General features: G+C 71.9%; 16 protein-coding genes. 5 read left to right on the top strand and 11 right to left on the bottom strand.

Annotated features, from left to right (window positions below; all coding sequences use genetic code 11):
* Positions 1–19 precede the first annotated feature (19 nt).
* On the top strand, positions 20–361 hold the full coding sequence (locus DEJ43_RS26075) for a PadR family transcriptional regulator (protein WP_015036385.1): 342 nt from the start codon (positions 20–22) through the stop codon (positions 359–361).
* Positions 358–1,101: a hypothetical protein gene (locus DEJ43_RS26070; RefSeq protein WP_015036384.1), complete on the top strand. Its 744-nt coding sequence runs from the start codon at positions 358–360 to the stop codon at positions 1,099–1,101. Before DEJ43_RS26075 ends, DEJ43_RS26070 begins: the two co-directional genes overlap by 4 nt.
* Before the next feature lie 15 nt (positions 1,102–1,116).
* On the opposite strand, the gene DEJ43_RS26065 is transcribed toward DEJ43_RS26070, so the two are convergent.
* From DEJ43_RS26065 to DEJ43_RS26050, 4 genes are all read right to left on the bottom strand, one after another.
* Positions 1,117–1,653 carry a GNAT family N-acetyltransferase gene (locus tag DEJ43_RS26065; RefSeq protein WP_041662898.1) on the bottom strand — a complete coding sequence of 179 codons (537 nt, stop codon included), beginning with the start codon at positions 1,651–1,653 and terminating at the stop codon, positions 1,117–1,119.
* A 107-nt stretch (positions 1,654–1,760) separates the two neighbouring features.
* Positions 1,761–1,997: a hypothetical protein gene (locus DEJ43_RS26060; RefSeq protein ID WP_015036382.1), complete on the bottom strand. Its 237-nt coding sequence runs from the start codon at positions 1,995–1,997 to the stop codon at positions 1,761–1,763.
* Between the two features lie 128 nt (positions 1,998–2,125).
* Positions 2,126–3,766 (bottom strand): L-glutamate gamma-semialdehyde dehydrogenase, encoded by a 1,641-nt coding sequence (pruA, locus tag DEJ43_RS26055; RefSeq protein WP_015036381.1) that lies wholly within the window; start codon positions 3,764–3,766, stop codon positions 2,126–2,128.
* Positions 3,767–3,796: 30 nt separating this feature from the next.
* A complete protein-coding gene (locus DEJ43_RS26050) occupies positions 3,797–4,723 on the bottom strand; it encodes a proline dehydrogenase family protein (RefSeq protein ID WP_015036380.1) in 927 nt (308 codons plus the stop codon).
* 183 nt (positions 4,724–4,906) lie between these two features.
* On the opposite strand from DEJ43_RS26050, the gene DEJ43_RS26045 reads away from it, so the two are divergent.
* The 3 genes from DEJ43_RS26045 (at position 4,907) to DEJ43_RS26035 (ending at position 8,463) form a co-directional block, all read left to right on the top strand.
* Positions 4,907–6,019: a PucR family transcriptional regulator gene (locus DEJ43_RS26045; RefSeq protein ID WP_015036379.1), complete on the top strand. Its 1,113-nt coding sequence runs from the start codon at positions 4,907–4,909 to the stop codon at positions 6,017–6,019.
* A gap of 123 nt (positions 6,020–6,142) precedes the next feature.
* Positions 6,143–7,294, top strand: coding sequence for a DUF1266 domain-containing protein (locus DEJ43_RS26040; RefSeq protein ID WP_015036378.1), 1,152 nt, complete (start codon positions 6,143–6,145; stop codon positions 7,292–7,294).
* Positions 7,291–8,463, top strand: coding sequence for a DUF1266 domain-containing protein (locus DEJ43_RS26035; protein ID WP_041664221.1), 1,173 nt, complete (start codon positions 7,291–7,293; stop codon positions 8,461–8,463). The genes DEJ43_RS26040 and DEJ43_RS26035 overlap by 4 nt, the downstream gene beginning before the upstream one ends.
* Positions 8,464–8,473: 10 nt before the next feature.
* Here the strand turns inward: DEJ43_RS26035 and DEJ43_RS26030 are convergent, their stop codons facing one another.
* From DEJ43_RS26030 to DEJ43_RS26000, 7 genes are all read right to left on the bottom strand, one after another.
* Positions 8,474–9,049 carry a TetR/AcrR family transcriptional regulator gene (locus DEJ43_RS26030; RefSeq protein ID WP_015036376.1) on the bottom strand — a complete coding sequence of 192 codons (576 nt, stop codon included), beginning with the start codon at positions 9,047–9,049 and terminating at the stop codon, positions 8,474–8,476.
* Between the two features lie 82 nt (positions 9,050–9,131).
* Complete coding sequence (gene serA, locus DEJ43_RS26025; RefSeq protein ID WP_015036375.1) at positions 9,132–10,721, bottom strand: phosphoglycerate dehydrogenase; 1,590 nt, start codon at positions 10,719–10,721, stop codon at positions 9,132–9,134.
* A 238-nt stretch (positions 10,722–10,959) separates the two neighbouring features.
* Complete coding sequence (gene ilvC / locus DEJ43_RS26020) at positions 10,960–11,961, bottom strand: ketol-acid reductoisomerase (RefSeq protein ID WP_015036374.1); 1,002 nt, start codon at positions 11,959–11,961, stop codon at positions 10,960–10,962.
* A 119-nt stretch (positions 11,962–12,080) separates the two neighbouring features.
* On the bottom strand, positions 12,081–12,608 hold the full coding sequence (gene ilvN / locus DEJ43_RS26015) for an acetolactate synthase small subunit (RefSeq protein ID WP_015036373.1): 528 nt from the start codon (positions 12,606–12,608) through the stop codon (positions 12,081–12,083).
* Between the two features lie 41 nt (positions 12,609–12,649).
* Positions 12,650–14,500: an acetolactate synthase large subunit gene (locus DEJ43_RS26010; RefSeq protein ID WP_015036372.1), complete on the bottom strand. Its 1,851-nt coding sequence runs from the start codon at positions 14,498–14,500 to the stop codon at positions 12,650–12,652.
* A gap of 228 nt (positions 14,501–14,728) precedes the next feature.
* Entirely contained in the window at positions 14,729–17,569 is a 2,841-nt protein-coding gene (locus DEJ43_RS26005; protein WP_015036371.1) for a putative bifunctional diguanylate cyclase/phosphodiesterase, read from the bottom strand.
* Positions 17,570–18,137: 568 nt separating this feature from the next.
* Entirely contained in the window at positions 18,138–19,103 is a 966-nt protein-coding gene (locus DEJ43_RS26000) for a 2-hydroxyacid dehydrogenase (RefSeq protein WP_015036370.1), read from the bottom strand.
* Positions 19,104–19,117 lie beyond the last annotated feature (14 nt).

Below are 19,117 nucleotides of genomic sequence, written 5' to 3'. Positions count from 1 at the left end.
CTGGTGCTGCAATACACCCATGGCCGCAGACCGCAGATCCAGCTGGCTCAAGGGAGTCCTCGACCTGCTCGTCCTCTCCCGGCTGACCGACGGGGAGAGTTACGGGTACGAGATCGCCAAGGCGCTCGCCGAGGCGGGCCTCGGCGAGATCAAGGGCGGGACGCTCTATCCCGTACTGAACCGCCTGGAGGAAGCCGGTCTGGTGGAGGCCGAGTTCCGCGCGGCGGAGCGCGGCCCGGGACGCCGCTACTACCGGCTCACCGAGCGGGGGCGCGAGCACCTCGCCACCGAGAGCCGCGACTGGCTGCGCTTCCACCGCGCCGTCGAGACCACGCTCCACCCAGGGGGAAGCACGACATGACCACGGAATCCGAGCGCTACTTCACCGAGCTCTCCGACGCGCTGCGCACCACGGGGGTGCCGGCCGAGCAGATCGCCGCCACCGTCGAGGACCTGCGCGGACACCTCGACGGGACCGGGACGGCCCCGGAGGAGGAGTTCGGGCCGGCCGCCGCGTTCGCCGCCCAGCTCGGCGGCCTCGCGCCGCTGCCCGGCGAGCCGGACGGCAAGGCGGAGACCTGGACCTGGACGGCGGACCTCTTCAACGACCGCCGCATGCTGGCCGTCCACGGCGAGCAGGGCTGGGAGGTGGAGTCCCTGGACTCCCTCGGCCGGTTCGTCTGCCGCCGCTCGGCGACGGCGCCGCTGCGCTGGGAGTACCGCCGCGAGGTCATCGGCGTCCGGCGCCGCGCCAAGGTCCTGGCCGAACTGGAGCCCGAGGGCTGGGAGTTGTGCGGAGAGTGGCTGGTGTACGGCTACTTCAAGCGGCCGCGCGCGGCGACGGCGGGTCCGGCCGGCGCCCTGGACGCCCGTCCGGCCGCCCCGCTCCGGTGGCTGTTCCTGAGCCGCCGCGGCAAGGTGGCGCTGGTGCTGTGGGCCGTGATCGTCGGCGGGGCGACGGCGGCGTGCTTCATCGGGACGCTGGGGATGGGCGGGCTCGCGATCACCATCGCCCTCACCTCCTCGTTCTCCGCGCTGGTCACCGCCCAACTGGAGACCACCAAGGGCCGGGTGGACCAGGGCCGCGTAGACCAGGGCTGACGCCCCGCCCCTCCCTCACATCACGTCCCCGTCACGCCAGTCGAAGACGAGCGCGGCGGCCGGATCGGGCAGCTCCCGGCCGGCCGCCGGACGCAGGAACACATGGCCCTCCTCCTCGGCGAGGTGGACGACCCCCTCGGGTCCCAGGGCTTCGAGCCGCCCTTCCCAGACCCGCCAGCCGCGCGCCCGGTAGAGCGCGGCCCCGTCGTCCGAGGCGCCGAGCGCCCCGAAGACGTACGCCCCGTCGATCACCCGCTCCAGCTCGGTCATGACGGCCCCGCCGAGCCCCCGGCGCCTGAGACCGTCCCGGACGGCGACGCCTTCGACGTATCCGACGCGGTGCCAGCGCCCGCAATGGAGGGCCCGCCGCATGACGACGGCGCCGTGGGCGGCGATGCCGTCGCCGTCCTCGATCCAGGCGTGGACGCCGCCGAGGGTGTGGTCCCAGTCGTCGTCGGAGAAGTCGTCGTCGAAGGCGGCGTCGAGCATGGCGCGTACGGAGCGGAGCCGGGCGGCCCCGAGCTCATGGGTGGGCGCGGTCCTCACGGTCATGGGCCAAGGCTCCCACACCCGCCTAACCCCTCACCATTGATTTACCGGTGAGGCATCGCGGACCCCGCCGACGCGCGTCCCGCACCCTCGCGGGGGGGGGGCGCCGCTCAGGCCGTGGCCCTCTCCAGGTCGCGGGCGATCCGCTCCACCCAGTCGGTGAGGCCCTCCCGATGGAGCCCGTCGCCCGCGCGCAGCGCCGCGATCTGCGCGTCCGTGAGCCGGTCGGGCCCTTCCTCGGTCAGCAGCCGATGCAGCTCCTTCATCAGGGACGTCAGCCGCAGCGCGTCGGCGTGCTCGATGGGGTCGACCCCGTGCCCGGGGCGGATCGTCGTCGAACCAGGCATGTCGCGCCTCCCAACCGGAAGCCCCCTCCCAGCAGGGTAAGCCCGCCGCATGAGAACCGCCCCCGTCCTCGGTGGGGGCCGGGGAGGGGGGCGGTGTCAGGGGCCCCCGGGGTCGGGGGCGGGGGGCGTCAGCCCATGTGGGGGTAGCCGTACTCGGTCGGCGGGACCAGCGTCTCCTTGATGGCGCGGGTCAGCGTCCAGCGCATCAGGTTCTGCGGGGCGCCGGCCTTGTCGTTGGTGCCGGAGGCACGGCCGCCGCCGAAGGGCTGCTGGCCGACGACGGCGCCGGTCGACTTGTCGTTGATGTAGAAGTTGCCCGCGGCGAAGCGGAGCTTCTCCATCGTGTACGCGGCCGCGGCGCGGTCACCGGAGATGACCGAGCCGGTGAGGGCGTAGTCCGAGACCGACTCCATCTGGGTCAGCATCTCGTCGTACTTCTCGGCAGAGCTGTCGTCGTAGACGTGGATCGCGAGGATCGGACCGAAGTACTCGGCCTTGAAGACCTCGTTCTCCGGGTCGGTGCACTCGATCACGGTCGGGCGGACGAAGTAGCCCACCGAGTCGTCGTAGGTGCCACCGGCGACGATCGTGCACGTCGGGTCGGCCTTGGCACGGTCGATCGCGGCCTTGTTCTTGGCGAACGAACGCTCGTCGATGACGGCGCCGATGAAGTTCGACAGGTCGGTGACGTCACCCATGGTGATGCCGTCGACCTCCGCCGCAAACTCCTCCTTGAAGCCGTCGTTCCAGATCGACGCCGGGATGTACGCACGCGAGGACGCGGAGCACTTCTGGCCCTGGAACTCGAAGGAGCCACGGGTCAGCGCGGTCTTCAGGATGGCGCGGTCGGCGCTGGGGTGCGCGACAACGAAGTCCTTGCCGCCGGTCTCGCCGACGATCCGCGGGTATGAGCGGTACTTCTCGATGTTGGTGCCGACCGTCTTCCACAGGTGCTGGAAGGTCTTGGTCGAACCGGTGAAGTGGATACCGGCCAGGTCCGGGTGGTTCAGGGCCACCTCGGAGACGGCGATGCCGTCGCCGGTCACCAGGTTGATGACGCCCTTCGGCAGGCCGGCCTCCTCCAGGAGCTCCATGAGGAGCACGGCGGAGTGGGTCTGCGTCGGGGACGGCTTCCAGACCACCACGTTGCCCATGAGGGCGGGGGCGGTGGGCAGGTTGCCCGCGATGGCCGTGAAGTTGAACGGCGTGATCGCGTAGACGAAGCCCTCGAGCGGGCGGTGGTCGAGGCGGTTCCACACGCCGGGCGAGTTCGCCGGCGGCTGCTCGGCCAGGATCTGGCGGGCGTACGCCACGTTGAAGCGCCAGAAGTCGACGAGCTCGCACGGGGTGTCGATCTCGGCCTGCTGGGCGGTCTTCGACTGGCCGAGCATGGTGGACGCGGCCAGCGTCTCGCGCCACGGGCCGGCGAGCAACTCGGCGGCGCGCAGGATGATCGCGGCGCGGTCGTCGAAGGACATCGCGCGCCACGCCGGGGCCGCGGCCAGGGCGGCGTCGACGGCGTCCTGGGCGTCCTGGGTGGTGGCGCCGCGGAAGGTGCCGATGACGGCCTTGTGGTTGTGCGGCTGGACGACCTTGAACTCCTCGCCGCCGCCGAGGCGCTTCACGCCGCCGATGGTCATCGGCAGCTCGCGCGGGTTCTCGGCCAGCTCCTTGAGCTTGGTCTCCAGACGGAGGCGCTCGGGGGAACCGGGGGCGTAGCTGTGCACCGGCTCGTTGACCGGAGCGGGGACCTGGGTGACAGCGTCCATAAGTCTCGATACTCCTTGTGAGAGGTGGGCTCAGCCCTTGGTGAGGATGGAGCGGACGAAGAAGAGGAGGTTGGCCGGCTTCTCCGCGAGGCGGCGCATGAAGTAGCCGTACCAGTCGGTGCCGTACGCGGTGTAGACGCGCATGCGGTGCCCCTCGGCGGCCAGCCGGTTCTGCTCCTCGCTGCGGATGCCGTACAGCATCTGGAACTCGTACTCGTCCAGCTTGCGCCCGGCGCGGCGGGCGAGCTCCTGGCCGATGGAGATCAGGCGCGGGTCGTGGGAGCCGATCATCGGGTAGCCCTCGCCGTCCATCAGGATCTTCATGATCCGGACGTACGCCTTGTCGATCTCGGGCTTGTCCTGGATGGCGACGGAGGCGGGCTCCTTGTAGGCGCCCTTCACGATGCGGACGCGGGAGCCGTTCGCGGCGAGGCGGCGGGCGTCGTCCTCGGTGCGGAAGAGGTACGCCTGGATGACGCAGCCGGTCTGCGGGAAGTCCTTCCGCAGCTCCTCGTGGATGGCGAACATCGAGTCGAGGGTGGTGTGGTCCTCGGCGTCCAGGGTGACCGTGGTGCCGATCTCGGCGGCGGCCGCGACGACCGGCCGGACGTTCGCGAGGGCCAGCTCGTGCCCGTTCTCCAGCGACTGGCCGAACATCGACAGCTTCACGGACATCTCGGCGCGCTCGCCGAGACCCAGCTCCTTGAGCCGGCCGATGAGCTCCAGGTACGCGTCCCGGGCGGCGTACGACTGCTCGACGGTGGTGATGTCCTCACCGACGACGTCGAGGGTGACCTCCAGGCCGCGCTCGCTCAGCTCCTGGACGATCGGGACGACGTCCTCAACCGTCTGACCGGCGATGAAGCGGGCGACGACCTGCTTGGTCCCGGGGGCGGCCGACACGAAACGGCGCATCTTGTCGCTGCGCGACGCGGCGAGGATCACGGGACCCAGCACGGGGACCTCCAGAAGGACAGGGTGACGAAGGGTGCCTTACCCGATCTTTCGTAAGGAATCGGGAACAGCACGAAGAACCACCGTGAAACCTATGGATCGCTCCGATCGTCCGCCATCTACAGCTGTCACGCATCCGTGGGCGCGCTCTCATACATATGTCTGAGAGGGTGCGAGAATGGCGCTGTGAAGGGCGATTACCAAGACCTGGTCGACGAGATCTCCGCGCTGCTCGGCGCGCCGGCGACGCTGGAGAACCGCGATTTCGGCCTGATCGCCTTCGGCGCCCACGACAGCGACGACGACACCGCCATGGACCCGGTCAGGACCCGGTCGATCCTGACCCGCAAGTCCACCCCGGCGGTCCGCGCCTGGTTCGAGGGCTTCGGCATCACCCGGGCGACCGGCCCGGTCCGCATCCCGGCCGCCCCGGACGCCGGGGTCTTCCGGGACCGGCTCTGTCTGCCCGTACGCCACCGGGGCGTCGTCCTCGGATACGTCTGGCTGCTGGACGCCGAGCCCGGCCCCAGCCCCGCCCAGCTGACCGCCGCGATGGAGGTCGCCACCCGGATCGGCGGCCTCCTCGCCGACGAGGAGCGCGCCGACGCCGACCTGTCCCGCGAGTTCGCCGCGGTCCTGACCGCCGGGCGCGGCTGGCAGAGCGACATGGCCGTCGCGGCCCTGCGGGTGGCCCTCGGGCCCAGCGCGGACGGGCTGCACACCCTCGTCTGTGTGACGCCCTGGCAGGGCGAGGCCCCCTCGATCCGGTCGGTCCCCGCCGCGGCGGCCGTCACCACGCTCCCGGAGGGCGCGTCCCTCGCCGTCCTCGTCCGGCTGCGCACGGCCGAGGACCTCTCCCCCGCCCACACGGTCGCCGACCGGCTGCGCGCCGCCGCCCCGGCCGGCATCGCGAACCCCCGCCGGGGCCTCACGGAGCTTCCGGCGGCCTGGCGCGAGGCCAACACGGCGGCCCGCGCCGCCACCGCGCAGCCGTCCCTCGGCCCGGTCGCGGAGTGGACCGGGATCGGCCCGTACCGGCTGCTCGCCGCGCTCTACCACCCCGAGATCGACCCGGCCGTCGCCCCGCTGATCGTCCCCGCCCACGCCGAACTGGCCCGCACCGCCGAGGTGTTCCTCGACAACGCCGGCCAGGCGGGCCGCACGGCGGCGGCCCTGGGCATCCACCGCCAGACCCTCTACTACCGGCTGTCCCGGGTCGAGCAGCTCACCGGCCTCGACCTGGACGACGGCGAGGACCGGCTGCTGCTCCACATGTCCCTGAAGTCCGCCCGGCTCTGACGCCCTGCGCTGACGCCTGCCCTGACGGCCGGCTCCGACCGCGAGGCTCCGACCGCCCCGCTCGACCGCCCGGTTGTCACCGCCGAACGACCGCCCCTGCGAGCCGGTTTATAGGATCTCCCCATGACCACGGGGAGTTGGGCGGCGGCGCCGACGCGGACGGAGCGACTGCTGTACGAGGCGGGGGCCCGCGGCGACCGGGCGGCCGTCCTTGACGTCCTCGGCGGGGCCCGCCTCTACGTGCTCCAGGCCCGGGTGCACGCCGACGCCCCCGGGTACGTCCCGCCCCTCCCCTCCCAGCGCGACAAGGCCGCCCGGCGCACCGTCGTACCCGTGCTGACCGAGGGCATGCTGCCGCCCTGGCACCCCGACTGGGTGTTCCAGCAGACCACGCTTCCCCGGCTCGCCGCCGCCTGGCAGCACGACCGGTGGTGGCTCGCGGTCAACCCGGGCACCCCCTACGAGGCCGCGCTCCCCGCCCGGGCCGCCGACCGGCGGGCCTGGCAGGAGGCGGGCGCGCGGGGCGGCGGACCCGCCCGGCTGCGGCTGCTCACCCACGCCGGAGAGCAGCTGCACGGACCGGTCGCGCACGCCCTCGCGCTCGGCGCGCACCTCGCCGTGCTCAACGGCCTGGTGTGGAACGGGCTCCGCGCCCAGTACGAGGACTACCCCTCCGACGTCGCCCGGCTGCGCCACCCCTGGGCCGTCCACCACCGGGCGGACTTCCGGGACACGCTGCGGACCCTGATCGCCACCCGGCTCGTCGGCCGGGTCCCCGAGTCCGTCCTGGGGATCAGGCGCACCCTGACCGCCCGGCTGGGCGCGGCGCCCAGCGGCGAGCAGTGGGCGGCGGCGGTCGGCACCGCGTCCGAGCGGGACGACCGCTACGGCGAGGACCCGGCGGAGGCCAGGGAGTTCCTGCGCCGGATCACCCACTACGAGGAGCGGTTCCGCGCCGACGGCCTGCTGCCGCCGGGCGGCCGGGTCGACACCCTCGCCGCCTTCGACCACGGCCGCGCCGTGAACGTCGTACGGCTCGCGCTCGGCGCCCGGTACTGCGATCCGCAGGAGGCCGAGGAGTCCGTCCTGAGGGTCCTCGAAGCCGCCCGGCGGACGTACGGCTCCTGGGAGGAGTTCTCGCTCGGCTACGTCCTCGCCCGGCTGATCCACTTCGACGAGGGCGACCCCGAGCCGATGTACCAGGAGTCGCTCGCCCTCCACCGCGCCCTCACCCAGGACCCTTCGAGCCCCTACCGGAACATCCCGTGGTCATGAACCCCCGCCGCAAGCCCGCGCCGCAGGGCGCCCCCTGGACCCCGCCGTCCGAGACCGAGCAGCTGCTTCACGAGGCGGGGCTGCGCGGCGACTTCGCGGAGCAGATCCGTGTCCTCGCGGACGCCGAGCTGTTCATCGGCGCCCTCAAGTCCGACGTGGACGCCCGCCCGGACAACGTCTACTGGCCGCCCCAGCAGCTGCCGAAGGGGCTCGTCGCGCGGGCGCTCCTCACCCGCGGGATGCTGCCGCCCTGGCATCCGGAGTGGGTGTTCCACGCGGTCACCCTCCGCTGGGTCGCCGAGTTCGGCTGGTCCGACCACCGTCTCCTCCTCGCGGTCAACAGCGGCACGCCCGCGCAGCTGCTGCTGCCCACCACGCCCGAGCACCGCGCGGGATGGCTGCGCGCGTACGCGGAGCGGGAGCGGGGGTCGGGCGACCGGCTGGTGGCGCTGCGCCACGGGCCGCTGCACGGGCCGCTCGCCTTCGGCCTCGCCTGCGGCGGTCATCTGGCCTTCGGCAACGGCGTCCCCTGGAACGACGTCGGCTCCGTCTACATGGGCTACACCCACGAGCTCGACACCCTCCGCGAAGGCTGGGGCGTCACCGACCGGGCCGGCTGGCGCAAGCAGCTCGACGCGCTCCTCGACGGGCGCAACAGCCCGCCCGAGCCGGACTTCGCCCTCCGGGTCCGTGAGGAGCTGCGTCTCGCGCGCGGTGCGGTGCCCTCGCCCGACGAGTGGCGCGAGACGGCCGCGGGACACGCCCAGGACCTGGGCGCGGGCCCGGCGGCGGTGCGGCACATCGAGGAGCTCGTACGCCGCATCGTGCGCTACGAGGCCCGGTTCCGGGCCGAGGGGCTGCTGCCGCCGGAGGGCCGGGTGCGCAGGACGGTCGCGTACGACTACGGGCGGGCGGTGAACCTCACCCGCTGGGGCCTGTCGGCCCGCTTCTGCGCGCCCCCCGAGGCGGAACAGGCGATCGTGCACGCGGGGGCGCTGGCCCGGTCGGCGTACGGGTCGTGGGAGGAGTACTCGGCGGGGTACGCGCTGGGTCGGGTGCTGCGGTTCGACGGGGAGGAGTACGGCCGGTTCCACGAGCAGAACGTGGCCGCCCACCGCGCCCTGACGGCGCACGAGGGCAGCCCCTGGCGCAACATCCCGTGGCGCTGAGCCGGTCCCGTCACTCCCCCATCAGGACCTTGAGCCCCTCGGTGAGGTCGTCGGCGCTCGGTGCCGTCTCCGGGTCGACCATCCACTGGATCATCACCCCGGCGGCCAGGGCCTGGCAGAGCAGTCCGGCGACCCGGGCCTTCTCCGGCTCCGCCTCCGGGTCGATGCCGAGCATCCCCTCGGCCATGCCGAGCCGGCCCTCGCGCTGGGGCTCCTTGATGGCCTCGCGGAGCTTCTCGTCGTCGTCGAGCCGGGTGACGACCTCCGTCTGCAGCTTCCAGACGGGCCGGCTGGCCTCGGCCGCGCCGATGACCTGCTGCCAGACGGCGTGGAAGCGCTGGTACGGGTCGGCCGGCAGCTCCTGCTTCTCCTCGCCGGAGCCGGCCGGGCCGACGGCCTCGCCCCACTCCTCGGTGAGGGCCAGGAAGGCCTGCTGGAGCAGGGCGTCCTTGGAGCCGTAGTGGTAGCCGATGGAGGCGAGGTTGGTGCCGGAGGCGGCGACGATGTCGCGGGCCGTGGTCCGGCCGTACCCCTTCTCCAGGAGGCAGCGCTTGGCGCCTTCGAGCAGGTCTTCCTTGTGTCCCATGACAGCACTGTACCCGGTCGATAGACGTTCGTATAAGACGGGCGTCTATCGGCCGGGTACGGGGTGCTGCCGGGGCCGTACGTCAGATCAGGTTGACCGAGCGGGCCGAGGTGGCGCCGATCTCCGCCGCGATCTCCGCGAGCACCGGCGCCGGGAGCGTGTCGTCCACGGTGAGCACGACGAGCGCCTCGCCGCCCTCCTCCGCGCGGGACACCTGCATGCCGGCGATGTTCAGACCGGCCTCGCCGAGGATCCGGCCGACCGTGCCGACGACACCCGGGCGGTCCTCGTAGCGCAGCACGACCATGTGGTCGGCGAGCGCCAGGTCCACGTCGTAGTCGCCGACCGCGACGATCTTCTGGAGGTGCTTGGGGCCGGCCAGCGTGCCGGAGACCGCGACCTCCTCGCCGTTCGCCAGGGTGCCGCGCACGGTGACCACGTTGCGGTGGTCGGGCGACTCGGAGCTCGTGGTCAGCCGCACCTCGACACCGCGCTCCTGCGCGAACAGCGGGGCGTTGACGTACGACACGGTCTCGTCGACCACGTCCTCGAACACGCCCTTGAGCGCGGAGAGTTCGAGCACCTTCACGTCGTGCTGGGTGATCTCGCCGTACACCTCGACGTCGAGCCGGGCCGCGACCTCGCCCGCGAGCGCGGTGAAGATCCGGCCGAGCTTCTCGGCGAGCGGCAGACCCGGCTTCACGTCCTCGGCGATGACACCGCCCTGGACGTTGACCGCGTCCGGGACCAGCTCGCCGGCGAGCGCCAGGCGCACCGAGCGGGCGACGGCGATGCCCGCCTTCTCCTGGGCCTCGTCCGTCGAGGCGCCGAGGTGCGGGGTGCAGACGACCTGGTCGAGCTCGAAGAGCGGGGAGTCCGTGCAGGGCTCCTTCGCGTACACGTCGAGGCCGGCGCCGGCGACCCGGCCCTCCTTGAGCGCCGTGTACAGCGCGGCCTCGTCCACGATCCCGCCGCGCGCGGCGTTGACGATGCGGACCGAGGGCTTGACCTTGTGCAGCGCCTCGTCACCGATGAGACCGAGGGTCTCCGGGGTCTTCGGCAGGTGGACGGTGATGAAGTCGGCGACCTCCAGGAGCTCGTCCAGGGCCAGCAGCTTCACCCCCATCTGGGCGGCGCGGGCGGGCTGCACGTAGGGGTCGTACGCGACGATCTTCATGCCGAAGGCCGACATGCGCTGGGCGACCAGGACACCGATGCGGCCGAGGCCGACGACGCCGAGGGTCTTCTCGCTCAGCTCGACGCCGGTGTACTTGGAGCGCTTCCACTCGCCGTTCTTCAGCGCGGTGTTGGCCTGCGGGATGTTGCGCGCGGTGGCGACGAGCAGACCGCAGGCGAGCTCGGCCGCCGTCACGATGTTGGAGGTCGGGGCGTTGACGACCATCACGCCGGCCTTGGTGGCGGCGGAGACGTCCACGTTGTCCAGGCCGACACCGGCGCGGGCGACGACCCGCAGCTTCTCGGCGGCGGCGATGGCCTCGGCGTCGACCTTGGTCGCGGACCGGACCAGGATCGCGTCCACGTCGGCGATGGCGGGCAGCAGTTCGGCGCGGTCCGCGCCGTTGCAGTGCCGGATCTCGAAGTCCGGGCCCAGGGCGTCGACGGTGGCGGGCGACAGCTCTTCAGCGATGAGTACGACGGGTTTCGAGCTCACGTGAGTCCTCACAGATCCAGTGCGGACGGCCGTCCCGACGGCCGCAGGCGGTGGAGGGGGCTTGCCGCGTGAAAGCGCACGACGCTGTGGGCCTGAACGCGAATGTTGTTGAGCAGTGTAGTGGTGTGGCGGCGCCGTTCATGCGCCTCGTTGGAAGGATCACCCGTCCGTGGTTGGACGGGCTGTCCAACGATGTGACGAGGGGCCGGACACACCGTCCGGCCCCCCGTCCGAAGGCTTACGCCTCCTCGTCGTTGACCCAGCTCATGAGCTTGCGCAGCTCCTTGCCGGTGGTCTCCAGGAGGTGGTTGGCGTCCTGGGTCTTGTACTCGTTGTACTTCTTCAGGCCGCCGTGGTACTCGGCCATCCACTCCTTGGCGAAGGTGCCGTCCTGGATCTCCGCGAGGACCTTCTTCATCTCGGCCTTGGTGGCGTCGGTGATGATCCGCGGGCCCGTGACGTAGTCGCCCCACTCGGCGGTCTCGGAGACCGACCAGCGCATCTTCTCCAGGCCGCCCTCGTACATGAGGTCGACGATGAGCTTCAGCTCGTGGAGGCACTCGAAGTACGCGATCTCCGGCTGGTATCCGGCCTCGGTCAGGGTCTCGAAGCCCGCCTTGACCAGCGCCGCGGTGCCACCGCAGAGGACGGCCTGCTCACCGAACAGGTCGGTCTCGGTCTCCTCGGTGAAGGTCGTCTTGATGACGCCGGCGCGGGTGCCGCCGATGCCCTTGGCGTACGAGAGCGCCAGCGCGAAGGCGTTGCCGGTCGCGTCCTGCTCGACGGCCGCGATGCACGGGACGCCGCGGCCCTCCTCGTACTGACGGCGGACCAGGTGGCCCGGGCCCTTCGGGGCGACCAGGGCGACGTCGACGCCCTCGGGCACCTTGATGAAGCCGTAACGGACGTTCAGGCCGTGGCCGAAGAAGAGCGCGTCGCCCTCCTTCAGGTTGTCCTTGATGGACTCCTCGTAGACCTGGGCCTGGATCGGGTCCGGGGTGAGGATCATGATGAGGTCGGCCTCGGCCGCCGCCTCGGCGACGGAGACGACGCGCAGGCCCTGCTCCTCGGCCTTGGCCTTGGACTTCGAGCCCTCCTGCAGACCGACGCGGACGTCGACACCGGAGTCACGGAGCGACAGCGCGTGGGCGTGGCCCTGGCTGCCGTAACCGATCACCGCGACCTTACGGCCCTGGATGATGGACAGGTCGGCGTCGTCGTCGTAGAACAGCTCGGCCACTGGGAATCTCCTTGAGGTGCTGGTGTTGCGTCCCACCGTACGGCGGGGAGCGGGAGGAAAGTCTTCGGGTCTCGTCAGTCGGACCGGCCGGTGGACCGGCGGTCGACCTCCGGCGACTCTCAGGCGCTGCGGTCGAGGGCCCGCAGGGACCGGTCCGTGATGGACCGGGAGCCACGCCCTATGGCGATCGTGCCGGACTGCACGAGCTCCTTGATGCCGAACTGCTCCAGCATCTTGAGCATCGCTTCGAGCTTGTCACTCGAACCGGTGGCCTCGATGGTGACCGCCTCGGGCGAGACGTCCACGGTCTTGGCGCGGAACAGCTGCACGATCTCGACGATCTGGGAGCGGGTCTCGTTGTCGGCGCGGACCTTCACCAGGACGAGCTCGCGCTGGATCGCAGCGCTGGGCTCGAGTTCGACGATCTTCAGGACGTTGACCAGCTTGTTGAGCTGCTTGGTCACCTGCTCCAGGGGCAGGTCCTCGACATTGACCACGATGGTGATGCGGGAGATGTCGGGGTGCTCGGTGACACCGACGGCGAGGGAGTCGATGTTGAAGCCGCGGCGCGAGAACAGGGCGGCGATCCGGGCGAGGATGCCGGGCGTGTTCTCGACGAGAACGGAGAGCGTGTGCTTGGTGGACATGGTGTGGGTCTCTTCCTTTTCGCTCTGCTTCGTTCCGCGCTTCAGTCGTCTTCGCCGTCGCCGAAGTCGGGGCGGACGCCCCGGGCGGCCATGACCTCGTCGTTCGAGGTGCCGGCGGCGACCATCGGCCACACCTGGGCGTCCTCGTGGACGATGAAGTCGACCACGACCGGACGGTCGTTGATCGCGTTGGCCTCGGCGATGACCTTGTCCAGGTCGGCCGGGTCCTCACAGCGCAGGGCGACACAGCCCATGGCCTCGGAGAGCTTGACGAAGTCGGGGACGCGCGTGCCCTTGTTCGCCTGGATGTCGTCCGGGCCGGAGTGCAGGACGGTGTTGGAGTAGCGCTGGTTGTAGAAGAGGGTCTGCCACTGGCGGACCATCCCGAGGGCGCCGTTGTTGATGATGGCGACCTTGATCGGGATGTTGTTCAGGGCGCAGGTGGTGAGCTCCTGATTGGTCATCTGGAAGCAGCCGTCGCCGTCGATCGCCCAGACCGGGCGGTCCGGCTGGCCGGCCTTGGCGCCCATCGCGGCGGGGACCGCGTACCCCATCGTGCCGAGGCCGCCGGAGTTCAGCCAGGTGGCCGGCCGCTCGTAGTCGATGAAGTGGGCGGCCCACATCTGGTGCTGGCCGACGCCCGCGGCGAAGATCGTGTCGTCGGGGGCGAGCTGGCCGATCCGCTGGATGACCTGCTGCGGCGAGAGGCTGCCGTCCTCCGGCAGGTCGTAGCCGAGCGGGTAGGTCTCGCGCCAGCGGCTCAGGTCGCTCCACCAGGCGCTGTAGTCGCCCTTGTTGCCCTCGCTGTGCTCGGCCTGGACGGCCTGGACCAGATCGGCGATGACCTCGCGGGCGTCACCGACGATCGGGACGTCGGCGGCGCGGTTCTTGCCGATCTCGGCCGGGTCGATGTCCGCGTGGACGATCTTGGCGTACGGGGCGAAGCTGTCGAGCTTGCCGGTGACGCGGTCGTCGAAGCGGGCGCCCAGGGCGACGATCAGGTCGGCCTTCTGCAGCGCGGTGACGGCGGTGACCGCGCCGTGCATGCCGGGCATGCCGACGTGCAGCGGGTGGCTGTCGGGGAAGGCGCCGAGGGCCATCAGGGTGGTGGTGACGGGGGCGCCGGTGAGCTCGGCGAGGATCCGCAGCTCGGCCGTCGCGCCGGCCTTGATGACACCGCCGCCGACGTAGAGCACGGGGCGCTTCGCCGCGCTGATCAGCTTGGCGGCCTCGCGGATCTGCTTGGCGTGCGGCTTGGTCACCGGGCGGTAGCCGGGCAGGTCGGTCGTCGGCGGCCAGCTGAAGGTGGTCTTCGCCTGCAGGGCGTCCTTGGAGATGTCGACCAGGACCGGGCCGGGGCGGCCGGTGGAGGCGATGTGGAAGGCCTCGGCGATCGTCCGGGGGATGTCCTCGGCCTTGGTGACCAGGAAGTTGTGCTTGGTGATCGGCATCGTGATGCCGCAGATGTCCGCCTCCTGGAAGGCGTCCGTGCCGATCGCCTTCGAGGCGACCTGGCCGGTGATCGCGACGAGCGGGACCGAGTCCATGTGGGCGTCGGCGATCGGGGTGACGAGGTTGGTCGCACCGGGTCCTGAGGTGGCCATGCAGACGCCGACCTTGCCGGTCGCCTGGGCGTAGCCGGTGGCCGCGTGGCCCGCGCCCTGCTCGTGGCGGACCAGGATGTGGCGGACCCTCTGCGAGTCCATCATCGGGTCGTAGGCGGGGAGGATCGCGCCACCGGGGATGCCGAAGACGGTGTCGGCGCCCACTTCCTCGAGAGAACGGATGAGGGACTGCGCACCCGTGACGTGCTCGACGGTGGTGGCGGGCTGCGCGCCGTTACGGGGCCGCGGCTGCGGATGGTGCCCGGTGGCCTGCTCGGTCATCAGCATCTCTTCTCGAAGCAGAGGGTTTTTGCGAGGTGTTTTGCGAGGGTTTGCGGCGACTTTTAAGTGAGCCGGTGCAACAAAAAACCCCTCGTGCCGTGAGGCAAGCGAGGGGAGCGCGTCGGGTGCGTTCTCAGCGGGGCCTGTCGTGGCCCTGCTTCAGCCGACGCGCTTTCCAAGTACGAGAATTCGGGTGCGCATGGCACTGACCCTCCCTCTCCGCCCTCACCACTGTCAAGTGGGTGGGACAGGCGTCTCATTATTTGAGCCGAACGGGAGACGGTTCCCGACCCGTACGGGGACCGCGCCGGGCAGCGGGTACTCGTCCCGCACCAGGGCCCTGCGCAGCCGGTACTCGTCCAGCGGCCCCGCGAAGGCCATGCCCTGGGCGTGGGTGCAGCCCATCGCCCGCAGGGCGACCACCTGCTCCGGCACGTCCGCGCCCTCGGCGATCGTCTCCATCCCGAGCTCACCGGCGATACGGAGCACCCCGCGGGTGATCTTGCGCAGCCGGGCCGACTCGACCACGCCCTCGACGAGCCCCCGGTCCAGCTTCAGTATGTCGACGGGAAGCCTCCGCAGGGCGTTGATCGCCACATGTCCGCTGCCGAATCCGTCGAGCGCGATCCGCACCCCGAGCCGGCGCAGGGTGACCAGGCGCTGCTCCAGCTCGTCGAGCGGGATCCGGGGGTCGCTGTCGGCGAGCTCGACGATCAGCGAGCCGGACGGCAGCCCGTGCCGGGTGAGCAGCGACTCGACCGAGCCGAGCGGCAGCGAGCGGTCCAGGAGGCGGCGGGCCGAGAGCCGGATGGCCACCGGCGTGCGATGGCCGATCCGGGCCCGCTCGGCGGCCTGCTCGACCGCCTCGTCGAGCAGCCAGCGACCGAGCTCGGCGGTGCGCTCGCCGTCGTCGGTGACCCGGAGGTACTCGGCGGGGGTGAAGAGGATGCCCTGGGCGGAGCGCCAGCGGGCCTGGGCGCTGACGGCGGAGATCCGGCCGGTGGCCAGGTCGACGACCGGCTGGTGGAGCAGCGCGAACTCGCCGTCGTGGAGGGCGGTGCGCAGCCGGGCGGCGAGTTCCGTCCGGCGGACCACCTCGGCCTGCATCTGGGGCGCGTAGAGCTCGACGCGGTCCTTGCCGGCCGCCTTGGCCCGGTACATCGCGAGGTCCGCGTTGCGCAGGAGGTCGCCGGCCCCGATGCCGGGCTCCGCGAAGGCGACGCCGATGGAGGCGGCGACCCGGACCTCGGTGCCGCCGTCGACGCGGTAGGGCCTGGACAGGGTGAGCCTGAGCCGGTCGGCGATCTCCTGGACCTGGTTGCGGCGGGCGGCCTGGTCGCGTCCGCCGTCGCCCAGGATGAGGGCGGCGAACTCGTCGCCGCCGAGCCGGGCGGCCGTGTCCCCGGCCCGTACGGAGTCCTGGAGCCGCCGGGCGGCCTGGACGAGGAGGTCGTCGCCGGCCTGGTGGCCGTGCCGGTCGTTGACGCCCTTGAAGCCGTCGAGGTCGATGAAGAGCACGGCGGTGCCGGGGTCGGAGGCGCGGCGGCCGCTGAGCGCCTGCCGGACCCGCCGGGTGAACAGGGCCCGGTTGGGCAGGTCGGTGAGCGGGTCGTGCTCGGCGTTGTGCTGCAACTGGGCCTGGAGACGGACCCGTTCGGTGACGTCGCGGCTGTTGAAGATCAGGCCGCCCTGGTGCCGGTTGACGGTGGACTCGACGTTGAGCCAGTCGCCGCGGCCCGAGCGGAAGCGGCACTCGATCCGGGTGGTGGGCTCCTCGGCGGGCGAGACGGCCAGGAAGCGCCGTACCTCGTGGACGACGGCGCCGAGGTCCTCGGGATGGATGAGCGAGGCCAGTTCGGAGCCGATCAGGTCCTCGGCGTCCCGTCCGTACACCCCGGAGGCGGCCGGGCTGACGTAACGGAGCACGCCGGTGGGAGCGGCGATCATGATGACGTCGCTCGACCCCTGCACGAGTGACCTGAAGTGGTTCTCCTTATGGGCCAGTTCATGGGTCAGCGCGATGTTGTCGAGCAGCATGATGCCCTGCCGTACGACGAGGGCGAGGACCACCGTGCAGCCGGTGAGGACGACGACCCGGTCGACCCGCCGTCCCTCGACGACGTTGTACAGGATGCCCAGGGTGCAGACGGCGGCGGCGAGGTACGGGGTGAGGGCGGCCAGCGAGCCTGCGACCGGGCGGCTGTGCAGCCACGGTCCGCGCGCGGTGGCGGCGGTGTCCGGGAGCCGGCGCGCGCCCCAGGGCGCGTAGGCCAGCAGCAGGGAGCCGGCGAACCAGCCGGCGTCGAGCAGCTGGCCGGAGGCGTAGTTCTCGCGGAGGAGCGGCGAGGTGAACAGGGCGTCGCACAGGACGGTCAGGGCGAGGGCGGCGATCGCGGTGTTGGTCGCCGAGCGGTTCGCCTGCGAGCGCCGGAAGTGCAGCACCAGGACCATGCTCACGAGGACGATGTCGAGCAGCGGATACGCGAGGGACAGTGCCGCCTGGGCGACCGGCTCGTTCTGGAAGTGAGCGGTACGGGCGAGGGCGAGGCTCCAGGAGAGCGTGAGGAGCGAGCCCCCGATGAGCCAGGCGTCGAGCGCCAGGCACACCCAGCCGGCCCGGGTGACGGGTTTCTTGGCCAGGACGAGGAGGCCGACGATGGCCGGCGGTGCGAAGAGCAGGAAGAAGAGGTCGGCGACGGAGGAGTCCGGCACCTCCGTGCGGAGCACGACCTCGTACCACCCCCAGACGGCGTTGCCGGCGGAGGCCATGAACGAGGAGAAGGCGAAGAGCAGCCAGGCGGGGCGGGCGCTGCCGCGGTGGGCCCGGCCGTAGAGGAAGCAGGACACCGCGGCGGTGAGGGCGGCGGCGCTGAGCCCGAAGTCGCCCATGAAGAGGGCGAGTTCCGGCGACCCCCAGCCGAGCGAGGCGCCGGTCGTGTAGCCCGCGCAGATCAGCCCGAGGGCGATCTGGGAGAGGACCGAGCCGATGCCGGGGCGCTCGGGGTCCGGGTGGCCGGGGTCGCCTCCCGCGCCGCCGACGGTACGGCGTGCGAGGACGGCCCCGGGGGCGGTCACCGGTCCCTCCGGAGCCGCGCCACCGCACCCGGCCGCGTCGTGCGGGCGCGCCGGCGGCTCGCCGGAGCCCGCGGGGGCGTGCCCGTCGCAGTCGTGGGGGCCGTCGGGGCCCCGTACGGCGGGCGCGGTCGGCTCGGGCGGGGGCGTGCCGCCGCGTGCGGTCGGCTCGGGTGCGGGGGTGCCGCAGGCCTCGCAGGGGGTGTCGGCGCCGGGCCGTGGGGCGGTGGACGGTGGTTCGGCGGCGTCGGCGGCGCTGTGGCGCGCGGCCTGGTCCGGCACGGCGGCGGCGAGGGCGCCGGCGGGACGGAGAAGGTTCGCCGACGGCGGCGTCGCCGCGTCGGATCGTCGGTCCTCCGGCCGTGCCTCACCCGTCGCCCCCCTCGGAATCTGATGTCCCGTCACGTCACTCCCCAGCGTCAGCCCGTACTCGACGCAGTCCCCCGATCCGGGACGATACACCAGGACCGTCACTCAGGGACAGGGTGGCAGTACTCTCCGTGACGGCCAGCGGGCTTGCACGCGGCGCGTGTCGGGGGCGCGTACCACCCGACCGGCCCATCGTGGCCGGTCAGGTGGTGGTGAGGAGGACGTTCACAGGCTCCTCGCCCGCCGCGAACCGCCGCAGCTGTCCCGCGATCAACCGCTTCGCACGCGGCATGAAGGCCGACGTGGAGCCTCCGACGTGGGGGCTGACGAGGACACCGGGAGCGTGCCACAGCGGGTGTCCGGCCGGGAGCGGTTCGGGGTCGGTGACGTCGAGCGCCGCCGTGATCCTTCCGGTCTCGACCTCCTTGAGCAGCGCGGCCGTGTCGACGACCGGTCCGCGGGCGACGTTCACCAGGAGCGCGCCGTCCTTCATCCGGGCCAGGAACCCGGCGTCGGCGAGGTGCCGGGTCTCGGGGGTGAGCGGCGTGGAGAGCACGACCACGTCCGCCTGCGGGAGGAGCGCGGGCAGTTCCGCCAGGGGGTGCACCGGACCGCGCGCTGTGGTGCGCGCGGAGCGTGCGACGCGCACCACCCGCGCGCACTCGAAGGGCGCGAGCCGGTCCTCGATGGCGGCGCCGATCGATCCGTAGCCGACGATGAGGACGGACTTGTCGGCCAGGGCCGGGTAGAAGCCGGCCCGCCACTCCTCGGCGTCCTGGCCGCGCACGAAGCCGGGGATGCCGCGCAGCGAGGCCAGGATCAGCGCGAGGGTGAGTTCGGCGGTGCTCGCCTCGTGCACGCCCTTGGCGTTGCAGAGGGCGACGCCCGGGGGCAGCGCGTCGATGCCCGGCGTGACGTGGTCGATGCCGGCGGAGAGGGTCTGCACGATCCGGACCGAGGTCATCGCGGCCAGCGGCCGGACGGCGATCTCGGGGCCCTTCATGTACGGGACGACGTAGAAGGCGCAGCGCGCCGGGTCGGCCGGGAACTCCGGTCCGCCGTCCCAGAAACGGTAGTTCAGCCCCGACTCGCCCGGACCGGGGAGATCGTCGATCTCGTCGGCGGGAATCGGAAGCCACACGTCAGCGGTCGTCTCTTCGCTTCTCATGAGCGGGAGGCTAT

This window comes from Streptomyces venezuelae ATCC 10712, from assembly GCF_008639165.1.
GTDB lineage: Bacteria > Actinomycetota > Actinomycetes > Streptomycetales > Streptomycetaceae > Streptomyces > Streptomyces venezuelae.
Note: the sequence above shows the minus strand (reverse complement) of the source record. Positions and strands in the feature narration are given on the sequence as shown.